Annotated in this window: 10 protein-coding genes; 7 read left to right on the top strand and 3 right to left on the bottom strand. The window is 55.4% G+C overall.

What is annotated here, in order from left to right; all coding sequences use genetic code 11:
* Nucleotides 1–200: 200 nt before the first annotated feature.
* Entirely contained in the window at nucleotides 201–1,757 is a 1,557-nt protein-coding gene (gene guaA / locus DW088_RS01435; RefSeq protein WP_117491254.1) for a glutamine-hydrolyzing GMP synthase, read from the bottom strand.
* A gap of 205 nt (nucleotides 1,758–1,962) precedes the next feature.
* On the opposite strand from guaA, the gene DW088_RS01430 reads away from it, so the two are divergent.
* The 3 genes from DW088_RS01430 to DW088_RS01420 all read left to right on the top strand — a co-directional run bounded on the left by DW088_RS01430 (nucleotide 1,963) and on the right by DW088_RS01420 (nucleotide 4,641).
* Nucleotides 1,963–2,898: an S-layer homology domain-containing protein gene (locus DW088_RS01430; protein ID WP_118358945.1), complete on the top strand. Its 936-nt coding sequence runs from the start codon at nucleotides 1,963–1,965 to the stop codon at nucleotides 2,896–2,898.
* An 86-nt stretch (nucleotides 2,899–2,984) separates the two neighbouring features.
* Nucleotides 2,985–4,337 carry an MATE family efflux transporter gene (locus tag DW088_RS01425; protein ID WP_330428041.1) on the top strand — a complete coding sequence of 451 codons (1,353 nt, stop codon included), beginning with the start codon at nucleotides 2,985–2,987 and terminating at the stop codon, nucleotides 4,335–4,337.
* A 16-nt stretch (nucleotides 4,338–4,353) separates the two neighbouring features.
* The gene (locus DW088_RS01420; RefSeq protein ID WP_118358941.1) at nucleotides 4,354–4,641 is read left to right on the top strand and encodes a hypothetical protein; all 288 of its coding nucleotides are present in this window, start codon (nucleotides 4,354–4,356) and stop codon (nucleotides 4,639–4,641) included.
* A 62-nt stretch (nucleotides 4,642–4,703) separates the two neighbouring features.
* On the opposite strand, the gene DW088_RS01415 is transcribed toward DW088_RS01420, so the two are convergent.
* Nucleotides 4,704–4,877, bottom strand: a complete 174-nt coding sequence (locus DW088_RS01415) for a DUF1540 domain-containing protein (RefSeq protein WP_110436834.1) — start codon at nucleotides 4,875–4,877, stop codon at nucleotides 4,704–4,706.
* 134 nt (nucleotides 4,878–5,011) lie between these two features.
* On the opposite strand from DW088_RS01415, the gene DW088_RS01410 reads away from it, so the two are divergent.
* From DW088_RS01410 to DW088_RS01395, 4 genes are all read left to right on the top strand, one after another.
* Nucleotides 5,012–6,214, top strand: a complete 1,203-nt coding sequence (locus tag DW088_RS01410; RefSeq protein ID WP_158574576.1) for a class I SAM-dependent methyltransferase — start codon at nucleotides 5,012–5,014, stop codon at nucleotides 6,212–6,214.
* Between the two features lie 220 nt (nucleotides 6,215–6,434).
* Complete coding sequence (locus DW088_RS01405) at nucleotides 6,435–6,974, top strand: helix-turn-helix domain-containing protein (RefSeq protein ID WP_118358937.1); 540 nt, start codon at nucleotides 6,435–6,437, stop codon at nucleotides 6,972–6,974.
* A 282-nt stretch (nucleotides 6,975–7,256) separates the two neighbouring features.
* Nucleotides 7,257–8,390 carry a Gfo/Idh/MocA family protein gene (locus DW088_RS01400; RefSeq protein WP_118358935.1) on the top strand — a complete coding sequence of 378 codons (1,134 nt, stop codon included), beginning with the start codon at nucleotides 7,257–7,259 and terminating at the stop codon, nucleotides 8,388–8,390.
* Between the two features lie 135 nt (nucleotides 8,391–8,525).
* Nucleotides 8,526–9,179, top strand: a complete 654-nt coding sequence (locus DW088_RS01395) for a hypothetical protein (protein ID WP_118358933.1) — start codon at nucleotides 8,526–8,528, stop codon at nucleotides 9,177–9,179.
* Here DW088_RS01395 and DW088_RS01390 read toward each other — a convergent pair.
* Complete coding sequence (locus DW088_RS01390) at nucleotides 9,151–17,964, bottom strand: peptidoglycan DD-metalloendopeptidase family protein (protein WP_118358931.1); 8,814 nt, start codon at nucleotides 17,962–17,964, stop codon at nucleotides 9,151–9,153. The genes DW088_RS01395 and DW088_RS01390 overlap by 29 nt on opposite strands.
* Nucleotides 17,965–17,969 lie beyond the last annotated feature (5 nt).

Here is a 17,969-nt window from a genome sequence, read left to right as displayed (position 1 = left end):
AATATTATCCACTTCTTATGCATATCTATTCATAAAAAAACCCGCCTGCGATCAAAAACAGGCGGGGATTTTTAGGTCTTGTTAATAGATGTAAATTACTGACATGTATCAAAAATGTATCAAAAAATTTTTGACGTTTTTCAAAATGCCCAAATCCTTAGATATATGGTCACTTTTTAAGAGGTGTTAGCCAGAGAAGGTTATTCCCACTCAATCGTAGCCGGCGGCTTACTGGTAATATCATACACAATACGGTTTACGCCGACAACCTCGTTTACGATACGGCTGGAAGCCTTATCAAGCACCTCGTACGGGATGCGCGCCCAGTCAGCGGTCATGAAGTCGCTGGTGGTTACGCCGCGCAGCGCGAGTGCGTAATCATAGGTGCGGCTGTCGCCCATAACACCTACGGTGCGGGTGTTGGTCAGAACTGCAAAATACTGGTTGATCTCCTTGTCCAGACCTGCATTTGCGATCTCCTCGCGAAAGATTGCGTCTGCCTCACGCAGAATGTCGCACTTCTCCTTGGTGATCTCGCCGGTAATACGAATGCCGAGACCCGGCCCCGGGAACGGCTGACGCATAACCAGCTGCTCGGACAGACCAAGCTCAAAGCCGAGCTGACGAACCTCGTCCTTGAACAGCATGCGCAGCGGCTCGATGATCTCCTTGAAGTCCACAAAATCCGGCAGACCGCCTACGTTGTGGTGGCTCTTGATGACAGCGGCATCGTCCTTGCCGGACTCGATCACGTCCGGATAAATGGTGCCCTGTGCCAGATAGTCGATCTTGCCGACCTGCTCACCGATCTGCTTGCCCATCTTTTCAAACGTGCGGATGAACTGTGCGCCGATGGCCTTGCGCTTGTCCTCCGGATCGGTCAGACCCTTGAGAGCGCCGAGGAATGCGTCCTCCTCGTTCATGCGGATCAGGTTGATGTCCCACTTGGAGAAAGCTGCCTCAACCTCATCACCCTCGTTCTTGCGCATCAGACCATGGTCTACGAATACGCAGGTCAGCTGATTGCCGACTGCCTCAGCCAGCAGGGCCGCTGCAACCGAGGAGTCAACGCCGCCGGACAGCGCCAGCAGAACCTTGCCGTCACCGACCTTCTCGCGGATGGCCTTGATGGAGCTGTTCTTGTAGTCACCCATGGTCCAGTCGCCCTTTGCATGGCAGACTTCATACAGGAAGTTCTTCAGCATGAGCGAACCGTTCTCGGTGTGGTTTACCTCCGGATGATACTGTACGCCGTAGAAGCCGCGCTTCTCGTCAGCGATGGCAGCGGTCGGACACATATCGGTGTGAGCGACCAGCTCGAAGCCCTCCGGCACCTTTGCCATGTAGTCGCCGTGGCTCATCCAGGAAATACCCTGCTCCGGCAGACCCTTGAACAGCTTGCAGTCCGTGTTGTAGAAGGTCTCGGTCTTGCCGTACTCGCGCGCGGTGTCCTCCTGCGCTGCAGTTACCTCGCCGCCGAGGGTATGCGCCATAAGCTGGCAGCCGTAGCAGATGCCCAGAACCGGTACGCCCAGCTCGAACAGAGCCGGATCACACTTCGGGGACTTTTCCTCGTAAACGCTGTTCGGACCGCCGGTAAAGATGATGCCGATCGGATTGAGCGCCTTGATCTCCTCAATCGAGGTCTTATAGGGCTTGACCTCACAGTAAACATTATGTTCGCGGACGCGTCGTGCAATCAGCTGATTGTACTGACCGCCGAAGTCGAGCACCAGAACAAGCTGATGATTTTCCATCGCCAATCTCCTTTCTGTTTTCCCAATGTATATATAATAGAATTATGCCACATTTCTGCGTTTTCGGCAAGGGCTTTTGCGGAATTTTCCGTTTCCCGACTGGAAGAAAACATACACGAACCGGAATTCTTCCGATCCGGTATAAAATTTAACAGCCGCGTGCATACTTTCCGATAGAAGAAACGACCGGAAAGGGTGAAGGATTTTGAAAAACAGACAGATTCGCATCATTGCGGTGCTGCTCGCAACCGTGCTCGCCTATGCGGGACTGATCGGCGCTGCCGCAGTAACTGCACAGGCGGCGGACAATGCACCAGTGGTGCAGCCGGTCACGGCGCAGACTTGCGTGGATATTGCCGTGGAGGCCAGACTGTCCGCGACCGACGCGGATAACGACGTAGTGCTCTATCAACTGACCGAAAAGCCGCGGCTGGGCACAGCGAAGATCGAGGGCAGTACCTTATATTACACACCGGGCCGCAAAGCCGGACGCGACAGCTTTCGCTATACCGCCGTGGACGCCGAGGGCAATACAGCGCAGCCTGCCGCTATCACGATTGAAATCAAAAAGAATAAGACCGGACTCACCTACTCGGACATGGACGGTGATCCGGCACATTACGCGGCGATCTATCTGGCGCAGAAAGGCGTAATGACCGGAGAAACCATCGGCAGCTGTGCGTTTTTCCATCCCAGCCGAGCGGTAACACGCAGTGAGTTCATCGCCATGACAGCCGCCGCGGCAGACCTGTCCGTTGCGCCGACAGACCAGACCGACTTTGCGGACGACAGCGGACTTTCTGCATGGGCTAAGCCGTATATCAGCGCCGCAGCCGCAAACGGACTGGTCAGCGGCTACGCGACCGCCTCCGGCGTGAGTGAGATTCGCGGCGAGAAAACCATCACAGTCGCTGAAGCCGGCGTGGTGCTCGATCACCTGCTTGACGGCACGCTGAACGGTATGCAGTACGCCTGGTCGATGTCCGACCATTCGCCGCAGGACTGGGCGCAGCCTGCAATGAGCCGTCTTGAACGGATCTCCGTGCTCACCTCGGCGCAGGCGCAGAATCCCGAAACTCCGCTCGACCGCCGAACGGCGTGCGAGATGCTGTACCGCGCACTGATTTTGCTGGATTCTTGACGAAAATCAGCAGCAGTGATACAATAAAGCAGGGAGAAGCTTGGACTTCTCCCTGCTTTTTCTGATTTTGAAAGGACTGTATTCGTTTGCAGCAAATCGACTTTTCTCAGGGCAGCATCCGCCGCAGGATACTTGCGGTGGCCACACCGATGCTGATCGCGCAGCTGCTCAATCTGCTGTATAATATTGTAGACCGTATTTATATCGGCAAGATCCCTGGCGAGGGCACGCTTGCACTGGCGAGTATCGGCTTGTGCTTCCCTTTTGTGACGCTCATTACCGCGTTTGCCAATTTGTTCGGACTGGGCGGTGCTCCGCTCTGCGCGATGGCGCGCGGCAAAGGCAACCGTGAAGGCGCACAAGGCATCATGGTCAACGCCGGCTTTATGCTGCTGCTGAGCGGTGCCGTGCTGACCGTGCTCGGCATCGCGTTCCATCGCCCGCTGCTGTACCTGTTCGGCGCCAGTGAGGTAACGTACCCGTATGCGTCCTCGTACATCGTGATTTACTTGATCGGTACGCTGTGCGTCATGCTGTCGCTCGGTCTCAATCCGTACATCAACTGTCAGGGCTTTGCCCGAACCGGCATGCTCACCGTGGCGCTCGGCGCGGCAGCCAACATCGTGCTCGACCCGATTTTCATTTTCGCACTGCACCTCGGCGTGCGCGGCGCTGCTATCGCAACCGTACTGTCGCAGTTTCTGTCTGCTGCATGGGTTGTCAAGTTTTTAACCGGCAAAAAAGCCGAGCTAAAGCTGGATTTCCGCGGTTTCCGTCCGGACTGGCACTGTATCCAGCGCATTACCGTGCTCGGCATCGCCAGCTTCGTCATGTCGTTTACGGATATGCTCGTGCAGGTAGCGTGCAATTCCATGCTGCGCGGTTTCGGCGGAGACCTGTACATCAGCGTCATGACCGTACTTAACTCCGTGCGCCAGATTGCACAGACGCCGGTGCTCGCCATCGCGGATGGTGCATCTACCGCCATCAGCTACAACTACGGCGCCGGTCTGTACAAGCGCACCCGAGACGCTATCCGGTTTATGACGCAGATCGCTATCGGGTACACCATGCTTGTCTGGATGCTGGTCTCTCTTTTCCCTGCCCTGTTCATCCGCATTTTCAATCAGGACGCGGAACTGGTCGCGGCGGCTGTTCCGGCGCTGCACATTTACTTTTTCGGCTTTGTGATGATGGCGTTCCAGTATGCCGGTCAGAGTACGTTCCGCGCGCTGGGCCGGGCGAAATACGCGGTGTTCTTCTCTCTTTTGCGCAAGGCGTTCATTGTTGTGCCCCTGACTTTGCTGCTGCCGTACTGCTGGAATCTCGGCGTGAGCGGCGTATTTGCAGCAGAGCCGGTGTCCAACTGCATCGGCGGTCTGGCGTGCTACTTTACCATGCGGCATGTGGTGATGCCGGAGCTTAAAACGGAGAATTGAAGATGGAGGATGGAGAATGAATAATCAGTCGCAGAACACTTCGTTTATTTTTCTGGATTTGGGACAGAACGGTCAGTGCCTGCTGTCTGTTCCGGCGTTTGTCGCCGAAAACGCGCGAGTCTATCAGGTTGAATTTGACAAATGGCTGCAGTCATCGACCGAGCATGATTACTGGGTCACTGCACCGGACGGCACAAAGGCACTTTGCTTCGACGGCGCGGAAGCCTTTGCGGCGTGGCTCAATCAATATGTGCTGCCGGATTCCGAGGTCAAAGCACAGCGCATTCCAACGCTTTATTTTTAATAGGTACACTCGAAAAAGGAGTCGGACAAATCCGGCTCCTTTTTCTGCATTGCGAGGGGAAATCAGCAGCACTTTCGCTGGAAGGACTTACAGTCGGTGCACTGATCCATCGTTGGATTAGCCTCGTGCGTGCCAACGGTAATGCTGTCCAGCGCACAGTAAGAAGCGGTCGGACAATGGTTTGCGCACTGCTCCACCGTGCAGTGGATAGACTTGTTGCAGCGATCGTTACTCATAGAGAATGACCTCCTTTTGTGATTTCGGTAATATTATCTCACTCGTTTCCACAAATTATACTTTGGAATTGCGGAAATGCTTTCCGTTGTGCTATACTAAAACAAAAAACATTACAATAAAGGTTGTGACATTCATGCAAAAGGGAGATTCCGCGAAGCTCAAGCTGCTGCTGACAGGCATTTCAGCACGGCTGACCAAAAACCGCGATTTTTTTGTGCAGGCAGACTGCACTCTGGTTTCCGGCAAAAAGAAATTTGACGCAAAGCTGTCCCGCGCGGACGAGGACTACACGCTGCATTTTCAGGGCAGCGACCGCCGCGTAGACGCGGCTGAATTCTGCGCCTTCTTTGCCGAGCAGGCTGAGAAATACGACGAGAGCGTGCTCACCTATACCGAGCGCAGCACGGTCGTTACGCTGTCCGTGACGGCACGCGGCGTACAGATGAAGCAGACCGAGCGCGAAGCGACCGCCGAGGAAAAGGCGGCTGCCGCCAATCCGCTGCTCGACAGCGGCCGGCAGTACCTCATCCGCGTCGATCAGGCGGCGGCGCTGCTGCGCGAGATCGGCATCCTGACCGCAGACGGCAAGCTGAAAAACGACATGATCCGCAAGTACAATCAGATCGACCACTACGTCGAACTGGTTGCGCCCATGTTCGAGCAGGATGACAGCGACGAAATTGTGCTGCTGGACTGCGCCTGCGGCAAATCCTATCTCAGCTTTGTCATGAATTACTATATCCACGAGGTGCTGCATCGTCGCTGCCGCGTTATCGGCGTGGATATCAAGGAGCACGTTATTGACGAGAGCCGTGCGATGGCGAAGCGTCTTGGCTACCACAACATGACATTCATCTGTGCGGATCTGCGGACGTACCAGCCGCCGAAAAACGTTACCGCTGTGATTTCGCTGCACGCGTGCGACATTGCGACCGACCTCGCGCTCGGTACGGCAATCCGCGCCAAGGCGAAATACATCGCGTGCGTGCCGTGCTGCCACAAGGAGCTGCTCGATCAGTACACCATGCCCGGCCTCGAGCCGCTGACCAAATTCGGCGTATTCAAGGCGCGCTTCAACGATGTGCTGACCGACAGCATGCGTGCGCTCAAACTGGAAGCCGAAGGCTACAAGGTGTCTGTCGTTGAGTATATTTCGCCGCTCGATACCCCGAAAAACCTGCTCATCCGCGCAACGCGCACCGGCAAGGTGAACCACCGCGCGAAAGCCGAGTACGACGCCGTGCGCCGCACGCTCGGCACGACCTCGGAGCTTGACCGCCGATGCGCGGAACTCGACAACGAGTTTTTCGTCACCGATGAGGACTTGATGGGTTAATTCCCCTGTTTGCGTTTTCCATGTGCATTTCAGACAATCTGCCGGATACGCTCTTGCTCTTTGAGCAAATCCGCATTACAATTTTTGTATGCTCTCACGGATGTGATGCCTGTGAAACCACCCGACAAAGGCCTGCTGCTCTCGTCGCGTGTGGACTTTACCATTCCGTCTCCGTTTGCGCGGGAGCATCTGTAGTACCTTATCCAGTACGGACGCTACCATGGACCGCCGCCTTCCCCACCGGTATTACGTCACCGGGTCGACCGAGCTCCTCTGGTTTCACTTTTCCGGCGGCGAAAGCGCGGCTTACGTCCGGCTGCTGACCGGCAGCACCGGCATCTGCTTTGATGGGAATCATGAGATTCTCCCGTATTTTGAGCAGATTTTCTACTACGGAGACAAGCAGGTGTACAATGAGCACCGCATTTCGGTCGGCATCCAATCCGTGCTGTGCTGTCTTGCCGCGCCGGACACCAAGCCGGATATTCCCGAGGTAATTCGTCCGGCGGTCGAGTATATCGCCGAGCACTTTCGGGAAGAGGTCACGCTCGAAATATTTGCCAATTTGCACCATTTCAGTGTCACGCATCTCATTCGCTGCTTTGCCCGGTACATCGGATTCCGTCCGCATGATTATCTGCAGGAGCAGCGTCTGCGTCACGCAAAGGTTTTGCTGACCGGTTCGGCGCTCTCCATCGAACAGATTGGCTTCAACAGTGCAAGCCACTTTTCCCGCGTATTCCGCAGCCGTGAAAAATGACGCCGAGCAAATTCCGCTCCATAAACTTCTGATGTTAATTTCTGCATAGAACAGGTTAATTTCCTGACGTAACTTTATGCAATTTTGTTCTATAATAGAGGCATAAAGTGAGCCACGAAGAACAAAAGGAGGCACAGATCATGGAGAAGAAAACGATTTCGGCAGGTAATCATCGGTGCGGGCGGCTTTATCGGTCAGGAGCACCTCAAGCATCGCATCACAGACCTCGAGAAATGTAGAGGCCGTAAACTTTGATATGTAAAATGTAAGGAGTAATTATTTATGCTGAAATTTGGTATGATTGGTGGCGGGCTTGGTTCGTACATCGGCAAATTCCACCGCTGGGGCGCTATGCTGGACAATTCCGCCGAGCTGGTCTGCGGCTGCTTCTCCCGCAGCATGGATAAGAACCGCGCGACCGCTGAGGCGTATCACCTGCCTGACACCAGCCGCGTGTATGCGAATTTTCACGAAATGGCAGACAAGGAGTCCGCGCGTGAAGACGGTATTGATTTTGTCTCCATCATGACGGCAAACGATACGCATTACGAGATTGCAAAGTGCTTTCTTGAGCATGACATCCACGTTATATGCGACAAGCCGCTTGCGCTCCGCACTGAGGAAGCCGAGGAACTTGCCCGCATTGCAGAGGAGCGCGGTCTGCTGTTCGGCATAACGTATTCGTACACCGGCTATGCGCTCATCCGTCAGGCGCGTGAGATGATTCGCGCAGGTGTAATCGGTGATATTCTGCACGTCCGCGTGCAGCATCCGGAGGACTGGGTCATTTCCGGCGCAGTTGACGGCAAGGTGGACACCTCGGCATGGCGTTTTCAGCCGAAAAAGGTCGGTTCCTCGCTGTGTGCAAACGATCTCGGCACACATGCAGAGCAGATGGTAACGCAGTTTACCGGTCTGCACGTCAAGCGCGTGCTGGCGATGATGGATACCTATCCGCGTGATCTGCCGCTCGATACCAATGTAAATGTGCTGATGGATTTTGGGGGCGGCGTAACCGGTACGCTCTGGGCATCCCAGATTGCGATTGGACACGAGTGTGACAGCGGCATCTATGTCATCGGCACCGAAGGCTCGCTCGAATGGACCGCGACCGACTGCGACCACCTGATCTACACGCCGCGCAGCCAGCCGAGTCAGCGGCTGTCCGCCGGTGCAGACTATCTGCTCGATGCCAGCACGCGGCTTTCCCGCGTCGGTGCAGGCCATAATGAAGGCTTTATCGAGGCGTTCTCGAATATTTACCGTTCGTTCTGTAATGTGCTCTCTGATCTCAAGGCAGGTCGTAAGAACACGACCGACACCTTTCCGACTGTGGAGGACGGCGTGCTCGGCGTTCGCTTTGTCGATGCCTGTGTGCGCAGCCATAAGGCCGGAGGCGTCTGGATGGACGTATAAAGCAGCCCCCATCCCTCTTTGACGGAAGTCCCCCTGTATTGAAGGTACAGAGGGACTTCTTAATGTAACACCCCGGAAAATCTCCGAATAGATTGATACTGAAGTTGCTTCAATTTTTGTTTGGAGGTAATATACATGGCTGAAAAAGTTTGCTGCCCGGGTCCTATCGGCGGCAATAACGGCAACAGTGCAGGCGGCTTCCGCGAAGCGGTCTGCGTCCACACCAAAAAGGTTTATGACTCCTGCCGCAGTAAGGAGTGCCTGCGTGACATTCGCGTGTATCTCACCCGCGATGCGCAGGAGCTGATCAATGCCGGCGGCATTGCATCTGTGAAGCCGCGTGAAGCAGAACTGCTCTGCGTTTCTATTGATGTTGAACGGATTCAGTTTAATCGAGGTTTCTACAGCGTTGATATCCGCTTTTTCTACCGCATTGAATGTGAAATCAGCTGCGTAATCGGTCGTCCGCGTATCGTGGACGGTCTGGCGGTATTTGACAAACGCGTTGTACTGTTCGGCGGTGAAGGCGGCGCGCGCATCTTTTCCTCGCAGTATATCGAGGACGGCCGCGATGTGCAGCTGCGGCCTGACAGCAACAAGCCGACTGCGGTCGTCGAGGTCGTTGATCCGATCATGCTGGACGCGCGTGTGGTTGCGCCGGAAACCAGCTGCAACTGCTGCTGTCAAAGCATAAAATGTTATAGGTTTACGAAACGACAAAAAAAGCGCCGTCAATCGACGGCGCTTTCGCATTTCCTTATCAGAATCCCAATCCTTTCAAACCGCTAAGCCCCTTGAGCTGTTTAAGTCCGCCGGAGCTTCCTCCCGACTTCCCCGAGCCGCCGCTCTTATGACTCTTTCCGCTCTTCTTGCCGGAACTTGCCGCCACAGCCGCCTGTGCCGCCGAGATCGTCTCAGAAGTGCCCTCGCCATAACCGGGAATATAATTTCTCGGGTCAACATACTTGCCGTCCTTGACCACCTGGAAATCCAGATGCGGGCCGGTCGAGATACCGGTCGAACCAACCTGACCGATCTGCTGACCGGCCTTTACTTCGTCACCGATGTTCAGGTTGGCATTGCTGCCGTCAACCATGTGGTGATATGCCATAGTAATACCGTTTCCGCAGTCAACCGTAACCGATACGCCGTATCCCTCATACTCGTCTTTGCCGTAGCCGTATTTATTCATTCCAACGATTTTGCCGCTCATAGCTGCCTTTACCGGTGTTCCCTGCGGTGCGGCAATATCAATTGCTTTGTGATTGTTCGATGCACCTGTAGTCGGCGCAGTGCGCCAGCCAAACCCGCCGCCATCCGGAATCGTACCGCCCTCAACGGGATTTACCACTTTGTTCTCGCCCTTCTGATACTTCGTCACGGTCGCACCGCCCCACGGATTGCTCTTGGTCGATTCCTTGCCATATGCCGCCTGCCACAAGTAAGCCTTCTGGCTATCCGTCAGACCGGGCACCAGCTTAACGGCCTGCGTGATTTCCTCGTTCTTAGCGTTGCCGCCATCCGAATTGATAAGCGAAAGCGCCGTCTGGAACAGTGCATAGGTGCCCGGCTGGATACCGGCCTCCTTCGCCATATAAGCCTTGGCCTTCCAGCCGGAAAGCTCCTTGCCCGCGCTGATTGCCTGCTCATACTCGTTGCAGTATGCCCGCAGCTTGCTCTTTTCGCTGTCGTTCAGCGATTTGTAATAGCTGTTGTCCGTCAGCGACTTCTCATACTCCGAAACGTGGAATACATCATTCTTTGCCGTGTCGTTGTAAGTGTTCATGAGTACGGATTTCTGTTCATCCGTCAGGTTCGTGTAGCTGTTCAGAATATTAGCCACATTTGCGGCATGATCCGCGCCAGTGCCCTTGAATTCCGCTTCATACGCCGCTACATCCGACTTAAACCGCACATAATCGCTTGCATTTACCTTGCCCTTAACCTCATCGTTCCACGTCTCACGCGCCTTTTCGCTCATGGAGGAAACGAGCAGGTAATCCGCAAGGGTCTGCTTCTCGCCGTCCGTCAGGCTGCTGTCCTGCTGAATCGCATCCAGTACCATCCCGCGTGCCTCGTCCGCCGTGTGCAGCTTCTCGCCGTTTTCGTCCGTGCCCTCGGTCAATTCCTTCAGCGTATTGTCGTACTTGGCAAACGTGCTTACTGCAAGGCCGGCGTCTGCCGCCTTGTGAGCTGCGCCCTGCATCTTCTTGCGTACCTCGGTGCTGATCTCGAACGAAGTCCGGTCTGAGTAATCCGCAGCCGAGCCGCCCACTGTATTAACGATGATCTCGCGGTCGATGGCGGTTTTCTGGCTCTGCGTCAGCTTGTCGTTCTCAAACAGCATGCGGCGCTTTTTCTCGCCTTCGTTGTCGAGCAGCTGACCGTTCTCGTTCGTGTCGGACTGCACGTCATGCAGCGCCATGATCGCATCGTAAATGTTTTTGCGCGCTTCCGGATCGTTGTCTGCGCTCTTGGAAAGCGTGTCAAATACCTTGGTCTCCTCCGCGTTCAGGGTTTCATAGCCGCTCTCGCGCCATGCGCGGGCCTCATCGCTGGAACTCTTGCCGAACAACAGCGCCTGTGCCCAGTCTGCCGGTTTCTGTCCGTAGGTCGGGAACTGCAGGATTTTCTCGCCCTTCTTGTCATACGAGTAGCTGCCGCCCGCAAACATAGTTGCCGCGCCCTCTACGGTTTTCTTCGCCTGCAGGCCGCCGAACGGCAGCAGGAAGCCGTAAAGCGGCTTGCTCAGCTCCTTAATCATTGCCATGCTGCGTGCATCCTCGCCTTGCGCAGTCGCAATATTGGCGATACTCGGAATAACCGACTGAATCGGCAGACGAGAGTTGCCTGCACCTGCCAACGATCCGAGCGGACCGGAAACAAACGGAATATTAGATGCAATATCCTGTGCGGTTGCTGTTACATTGTCCCATGCCGTTTCCGACTTTTCCGCACGGAAATCATCCTCGTCAATACCGTCTCCCATCATTTCGCCCAGCAGGTCAAAGACGTTCGGCAGTGCGTAGCCGGTCAGGCGGCCTACAAAGTCGTTCACCATCTCGATTGGGTCGAACGCACCGCGCGAACCGGTCAGCTTTTCGCGCGCATCGTTGAACAGGTGGGACATAACGAATACCTGCAGCAGCGCCGCCGCTGTGCCTGCCGCGATCTGCGCCTTGCTCCTGCCCTGCGTCCGCAGGTTGTGCGGAATATCGCCGAACAGGTGGTCATACTGGTTCATAACCTCCAGCTGGAACATGGTGAACGCCTTGATGAGCGGCGACTTGGACTCCATGATAACCGGCTTTGCACCTCTTGCGCGGTCGCCGATCAGTCCCGCCGCCCAGCGGTCAGCCTCCTGCAGCGCCGCCTCGGTGCTCATATGCCGCTTTTCCACATTGTCCAGATAGCGTGCGCGCACCATCACCTCGCTGGATAGATTGTCGATTGCGTTCATCGTCCACCCGGCCGCATCCGAGGCTTTCTGCAGTTTCGTCTTGATAACACGTTCGCTGCCCCGGCGATTGGTCAGGAAGTCCGAATCCTCATGGAATGCCGGATTTTTTTTGGCGAGGTCTGCGCCGTAATCCAGCATTGCGCGCATCATGCTCGAATAACGCACCTCACCGGAACCCTGAGCCAGAGGAATAAAGTTAGAGATCGCGGTCGAGAGGTTGCCGCCTACCATGTTTGCCGCAACCTTGCCCTCAACATCGCTCATGGCTCGGTACAGGCCGCGTCCGAACATTTGTTCCGCGCTGCGGTCTGTGCGGGATTTCTTGCCCGCCAGAATGTTGGTGTACTCCGCGATCCAGCTCGGGAAGCTCGGCAGCGTGCCGGAGTTGCGTTCCCAAATCTTGCTGATCTTCTGTTCCTTGTCCTCAATATTGATATCCGGGTCTTTGCGGATGGCTTCAAGTTCCGCACGGCTGCCTTCATCGCTGTATTTGCTGCGAATAGCGTCCTCCAGTACACGCAGGTTCTGAATATCATCCGTGTGGAAAATAGCGTTGCTCGCGCCGCTGATATAGTTGTCCATCGCCTTAAATGCGTCAAACTCGGTGTTGATGCCCTCGCGCTGGTTGTAGAATCCGGCGTACTGTCTGCCCGGTCTGCGGTCTTCGGTTCGTCCCGCGATCTCGGTCGGCAGCTCGTCCACCATGGTTTCCACGCCCACCTTACGCAGAATGCGGTTGTACCACTTGCCTTCCTTGGTCGGTGTAAGGCTCGGGATGTATTTCTGTCGGAATTCCAGCGGCGCATAGCCGTTGCGCACACCGGCCTCGCTGACCTGCGGATGCATTTCGCTTGTCATTTCATACAGCTTCTGCATGGCGCTCTCTGCCTGCTTGAAATGGATTTTGCTCTTGTTCTTCTTCACATAATCTGCAAGCTGCTTCTGCATAGCTTCGTTTTTCGGAGAGAGTTCCGCGCGGTTCTTCATGTGCATATACACGCTATCCTCGTGCGACAGACCCTCCATAATGCCTTTCAGTCTCTCACGCTGGGTATTCTCCCAGCGGATAGCCTCCGCGTCATGCTTGAAGATTGGCGCGAAATATGCCTGATAAATAGCCTCTGTTTCGGCTGTGTCGCCCATAACCTTGCGCAGCACACGTTCCGGCGTGCGGATCTGCAAACCGAGGTTACCGCGTGAATCCTTCCAATTGTCCGAATCCTTGATAAGTTCGGTTGCGCGTCTCAGGCGTGCGTCATCAAGGCCGCGCTGAAATGCGTAATACGGCTGCATATCCTCGTTGTACTGCCGCATAGCGCGGGCGTAGGTCTCTACCAGTTCGTAGCGGTGGCTGTCCATCTCGGTTACAGGGCCGCGTCCCGCCGCCATGCGTTCCGCATTTACCAGTTCGGCATCGCTCAAATGCCAGCCATTGCGCAAGTTGGTTAAAAAGCGGCGTTCACTTTCCAGGCTGTTCACAAGGTCGATTGCAATATCCTCTTGCGTATGGTCAATGTAGCTGTCCGCGTCCGCAGTTGTCGCGCGGGTCGTTGCGCGTTCCAGCGCATGGCGGCTTGCCACGCGTTCTGCGCGCTCCTGTGCCTCGTATACACGCTGCATAATGTCGCGGTTCTTGCCGTTGGTGATGCGATCAATGCGTTCCTGCTGTTCTGCCGCCGCCTGTTCCTCTCTTGCCTGCCGTACCCTCTCGCCCTCAGCCTTCGCTTTTGCCTCCATCACCGCCTGTTCCGGCGTCTTGCCGTACTGCATCGCGTCAGTCAGCGGAACCGTTCCCTTTGCGATCTGCTCCGGCGTGAAACCGAAAGTATTCTGTACAGAAGTATTGCCATCCAGTGCATTTCGGAGTATACTGGATATATCAAGGTTAGAAGAACTTCGTGATACATCAGAATTCTGGTGCCACGTTTGTGTTTTGTTCTTCTGACCTTGTTTTTTTAATGCAACAACATCGTGTAAATAAAGGCGCTGACTCTGTTGGTCTCTTTGCAGCATAACGCCAACATAATAGTCTGCATCTGTGTCGATTTGGATTGGTGCCGCCGCAACGATGCGATCCACTGCGCCGTCATGCTTCTGCATATAATCAATTACTACGCCGTTGCGGATGACATCGGGAACAGCCGCAAACGTATTTGCTTTCAACGCTGTCATACCATGTCGGCGTTCCGAACGCCAGCTGCTCTTGGTCAATGCAACATCGCCAAACTGTTCCGAATACACAGAATTGCCGAGCGAATCGAAATAGTTCAAAACCTGTGTCATCAGGTCTGTATCGCCCTTGGCAAACTCGTTTCCTGTCAGTTTTGTCACCGGCTGCATATCACGCAGTTTTCGCTGATTTTCATGGATAGCCTCCGGGGTATAAACAGGATATTTGATTTCCGCGGTGGTACCTGCATCCTCCGCGAACACCGCCCGATCCCAGCCGAGGTCGGGCGTTTTCTGTCTGCGCTCCTCAGTGGTCATGTTCCAGCGGCTTTCGCTTTCGCGTGCTTCGATCTCGCCCGCCGTATTGCGGTACAGTTCGTTCGGATCACGTTTGCCCTTGCCGAGCTCCTTTAATTTCATGTAAACATCGTTGTAAAGCTCGTTTCTCAGCGCTTCCAGCTCAGGATAGCGCGCAACAAACTCACGATCCAACGCGTCAACCTGCTCGCTTGTCAGCTCACCGGCTTCCTCGCGGTCAAGCAGGCTGTCATAAAAATCGCTGTAACCGACCTGCTGTTCGATCGTGTTCATGCGCTCAATGATTTTCTGCTTGCGGTCTTGCAGCAGATTTCGGTCAAGCCACTCGTCTGCGCTTTCATTCATCAAGCGCCAGTATTCCGGCGTTGCGCCTCCGGGTCTGTAATCTTTATTCTGGACAAAATGCTGAATCTCGTGGAGCAGCGTACTTTCAGGAACGCTCTTAAAATCTTCATTCAGGTGAATCGAGTTATCGCGTCCCTGGAAATATCCAAATTCTCCGACCTTCATAGGTTCAAATACAAGGCTTACGCCCTGTAAAGACGGATAACGCTTAAACAGTTCGTCGTGCTTCAAATAATCGCGCAGCAGATACTTATCGTCCCATTCGGCATCGCCGTATTTGTCGGTCAGCTTTTCCCACTCCGCATATTCTTCCGGAGAGAACCCGAAGTTTTCCGCAGTCGCATTCGCCTTATCTTCCAGTTCTTCAAGCCGTCGGAAATCCGGGTCTTTTCTCAGCTGATGCAGGCCGAACTCATCATAGTTCATGCGGCTGTCGTCAATCTCATTGATCCAGTTTCCCTTTGTGTCTCGAATAACGCCGAGCGTATTCCAGATAGTGTCCTTGTCTGCGCCTTCCTGCTCCATCTGAACGGCTTTCGCAAGCGTTTCGTTATCGTACTCACGGCCGAACGTGTACTGTGCCCCTCTGTCCTGCACCGCGCCGACCGTACGCGCGGCCTTTTCATAGCGTCTCTGCAGCTCCAGGAGTTGCTGCTGCTCTTTTGTTCCGCGCAGGCGAATTACTGTATCTGCGATCCACTGGCGAATCCGCTGGAAAAGCGATACATCGGTCTGTGCCAGGCGCTGAATGCTGGCGTCATCCTGAAACAGCCGCTTTTCGCAGAACGCCGCCGTCAGTTCACGGTTTGCCGCTTGTGTATCAAGCGTAACACCCTGTTTTGCGTACATTCGAGTGATATTATCGCGCAGTACATCCGCAGAAACGCCCTGCTCCTGCGTGAACAGATGCAGCGCCATATCCTGCAATGCGTTATAGCTGCCGCTGTTCTCCAAATGGTGCGTTAATTCATGCACCAGAACCTGTCGTACCGGTGACGAGGAATACGGGTTAACCGTGATCGTACCGTTTTCATATTTGCCGCCCGCAGGGCCGAGGTCTGCGAGTTCAAACTTTGCTCCAAACCTTTCAGCGATATTCCTCGCCTGCATAAGCTCTGCACGGTTATTCTCCAGAATAGACAGCTGCTTGCTTACGCGCTGGGCGTCCTCCTGCAGCGCAGCTGTATACTGCTGTTTGATGGTTCCTTCCGGCAGAGTCTCGGCCTTGCGCATTTGCTCATCAATTTTAACCATCGTCTGCGTCAGCGGTTCGGTAAACTGCTCCACCTGCAGATAAGGCGTATCTGCTTGTAGCTCATAGTCCATCATAGGGCGATTGGTGAGCTGATTTTCCGTCGGACTGCCATATACACCGCGAGAAGTGACCGCACCCGCCGTACCAAACACTAAGCCGCCGAACGCACCGCCTGCGGCGCTCTGGGTCAGCTCCGCAAGGGAAAACTTTGCGTCCGGATCGTTTGCCGCCAGATCCGCAACATAGTTCATGAAATAGCTTTCGCTTTCCTCTGTCGCCTCCTCACCCATCTGGATGAGGATATTTTTTACGGCATTCACGCCGCCGGAGTGCAAAATCTTGCTCATCTGACCGAGCGGCAGTCTTTCGGTTGCCGCCTCAATCGCACCCGAGGTCAACCCTCGCGTCAGCGACTCCCGCGCACCCTTGCCCTGCTCATTCAGTTCAAACGAGCGCTGGCCTGCAGCCTGGCCGCCCATCATGATCGAGCCGACCGCCGGACCCACGACCGGAATCGCACTTGCCGCCATCACCGGCGCATTGCCCGCAAGGGAAATGCCCTGTTCGGTCAGCCAGCGCGGCGCAGGCGCTAAACCGGCCTCGGCGTTTGCCTGTGCCTCGTTTGCCTCGCGCAGCATGCGCTGTGACCATTTGTTGGGGTCTACGCCCTTGTTTACGGTCAGCTCGTTCTTGCGTTTTTTAACCTCCTGCAGTTGATCGTAAATCGCCTGATAATCTGCCGGAACCGAGCCGTCTGCCGCCGTGCTGTTCATGCCCTGCAGGGTGAGTTCAAGCGTCTGCTCCTGCTCCTCAAGCTGGCGGTATTCCTCGTTCTGGCGGCTCTCCTCCACGTTCGCACTCACCTGACGCGAGGTATCCACGAGGGACGGCAGCGAAGCGATCCACCGCTTGCCGACTGCCTCCAGGCTGTTGCCGAGACGGTCCGCCGCGTGCCGCAGGTCAATGTTTTCCTGCACATACGCAAGCGTCTGCTCGTCCGCACCGGCGGCTTTCAGCCGGTTCATGATATCGTTCGCGTTGTCGCGCGGCTGATAGGTAAGGCCGTACCGCTTCATAATGCGGCCCATCTCATCGGTAAGCTCCTGGCGCGCCCTGTCACGGCTCTGCGTGTCCTCGCTGCTCCACGTCTCATCCGAGCGGTTAAAAAGGTCATGCATCGTCTTGTGTGCGTTGTAGCCGGTCTGGCCGCTGAAATAGTCCTCCGTCAGTCCCTGCGCCGCCTGCATGGCAGTCGGGTAGACAGTTGCCTTGTCTGTCTTACCCATCACGCCGGAAGTATGCAGCAGCTGTGTAGCCTGATTCAGCCGTTCGGTCGGCGTGCTGCCGTAGGCCATGCGCACACCGGCGGTCATTTCGTGCCCGAACTTATCAAAAGAGGCGCCGGTCTGCGGATTGTACTCGTATCCCAGCTTGCGCCGCAAGGCGTCGTTCTGCGCGTGCAGCTGTGCCTTTCTGTTCGGATCGCTGGTCTTGTGCCACTCCATAGAGTTTTTGAGGAACTGCGCGAGTGACGGGTTGCCGTCGCCGCTGCTCTTATTTCCGGCGGATACGTTCTGCCGCGGATTACGCCGTTGCTCCGCGGCCATCCTCGCTGAAAACAGCTGATTCTGCTGACTTGCCGCATACGGCTGACTTCTGGTCACGCTGCCGCCGGTCAGATAGGTGCTTGCGGGCTGCCGCACATTGTTCTGCTGCGTGCTCCGGCTGCCTGTACCGGAAAGGCTCTGCCGCGTGTTCCCACGCTGCCGAAAAACCGTGTTCCGCTGCTGAGAAGCCGCATACGGCTGACTTCTGGTCACGCCGCCGGTCAGATAAGTGCTTGCAGGCCGCTGTGCATTCTGGTGCGCCTGTACACGCTGCTGTTCTCCGCTGCGCGCCGCCGTCGCACGGCGGCTGTTGTCCTGCTGTGCCGGCTTCTGCGGCGCAACCTGCGGCACCTTAAGCAGCGTAGGTTTGTTTTGGCTCTTGTTCTGTTTTTTCTTAAAATCATCGTAAAAACTGCCCATAGTAA

This window comes from Butyricicoccus sp. AM05-1, from assembly GCF_003474415.1.
Classification (GTDB): Bacteria; Bacillota; Clostridia; order Oscillospirales; family Butyricicoccaceae; genus Agathobaculum; species Agathobaculum butyriciproducens.
The sequence above is the reverse complement of the archived record's forward strand: the minus strand, read 5'-3'. Positions and strand labels throughout refer to the sequence as shown.

What these genes read in the sequence shown, in the direction of transcription:
- guaA (WP_117491254.1), bottom strand. Translation starts at nt 1,757, where the DNA reads ATGGAAAATCATCAGCTTGTTCTGGTGCTCGACTTCGGCGGTCAGTAC.
- DW088_RS01420 (WP_118358941.1), top strand. Translation starts at nt 4,354, where the DNA reads ATGAATAATCAGTCGCAGAACACTTCGTTTATTTTTCTGGATTTGGGA.
- DW088_RS01415 (WP_110436834.1), bottom strand. Translation starts at nt 4,877, where the DNA reads ATGAGTAACGATCGCTGCAACAAGTCTATCCACTGCACGGTGGAGCAG.
- DW088_RS01410 (WP_158574576.1), top strand. Translation starts at nt 5,012, where the DNA reads ATGCAAAAGGGAGATTCCGCGAAGCTCAAGCTGCTGCTGACAGGCATT.
- DW088_RS01405 (WP_118358937.1), top strand. Translation starts at nt 6,435, where the DNA reads ATGGACCGCCGCCTTCCCCACCGGTATTACGTCACCGGGTCGACCGAG.
- DW088_RS01400 (WP_118358935.1), top strand. Translation starts at nt 7,257, where the DNA reads ATGCTGAAATTTGGTATGATTGGTGGCGGGCTTGGTTCGTACATCGGC.
- DW088_RS01395 (WP_118358933.1), top strand. Translation starts at nt 8,526, where the DNA reads ATGGCTGAAAAAGTTTGCTGCCCGGGTCCTATCGGCGGCAATAACGGC.
- DW088_RS01390 (WP_118358931.1), bottom strand. Translation starts at nt 17,964, where the DNA reads ATGGGCAGTTTTTACGATGATTTTAAGAAAAAACAGAACAAGAGCCAA.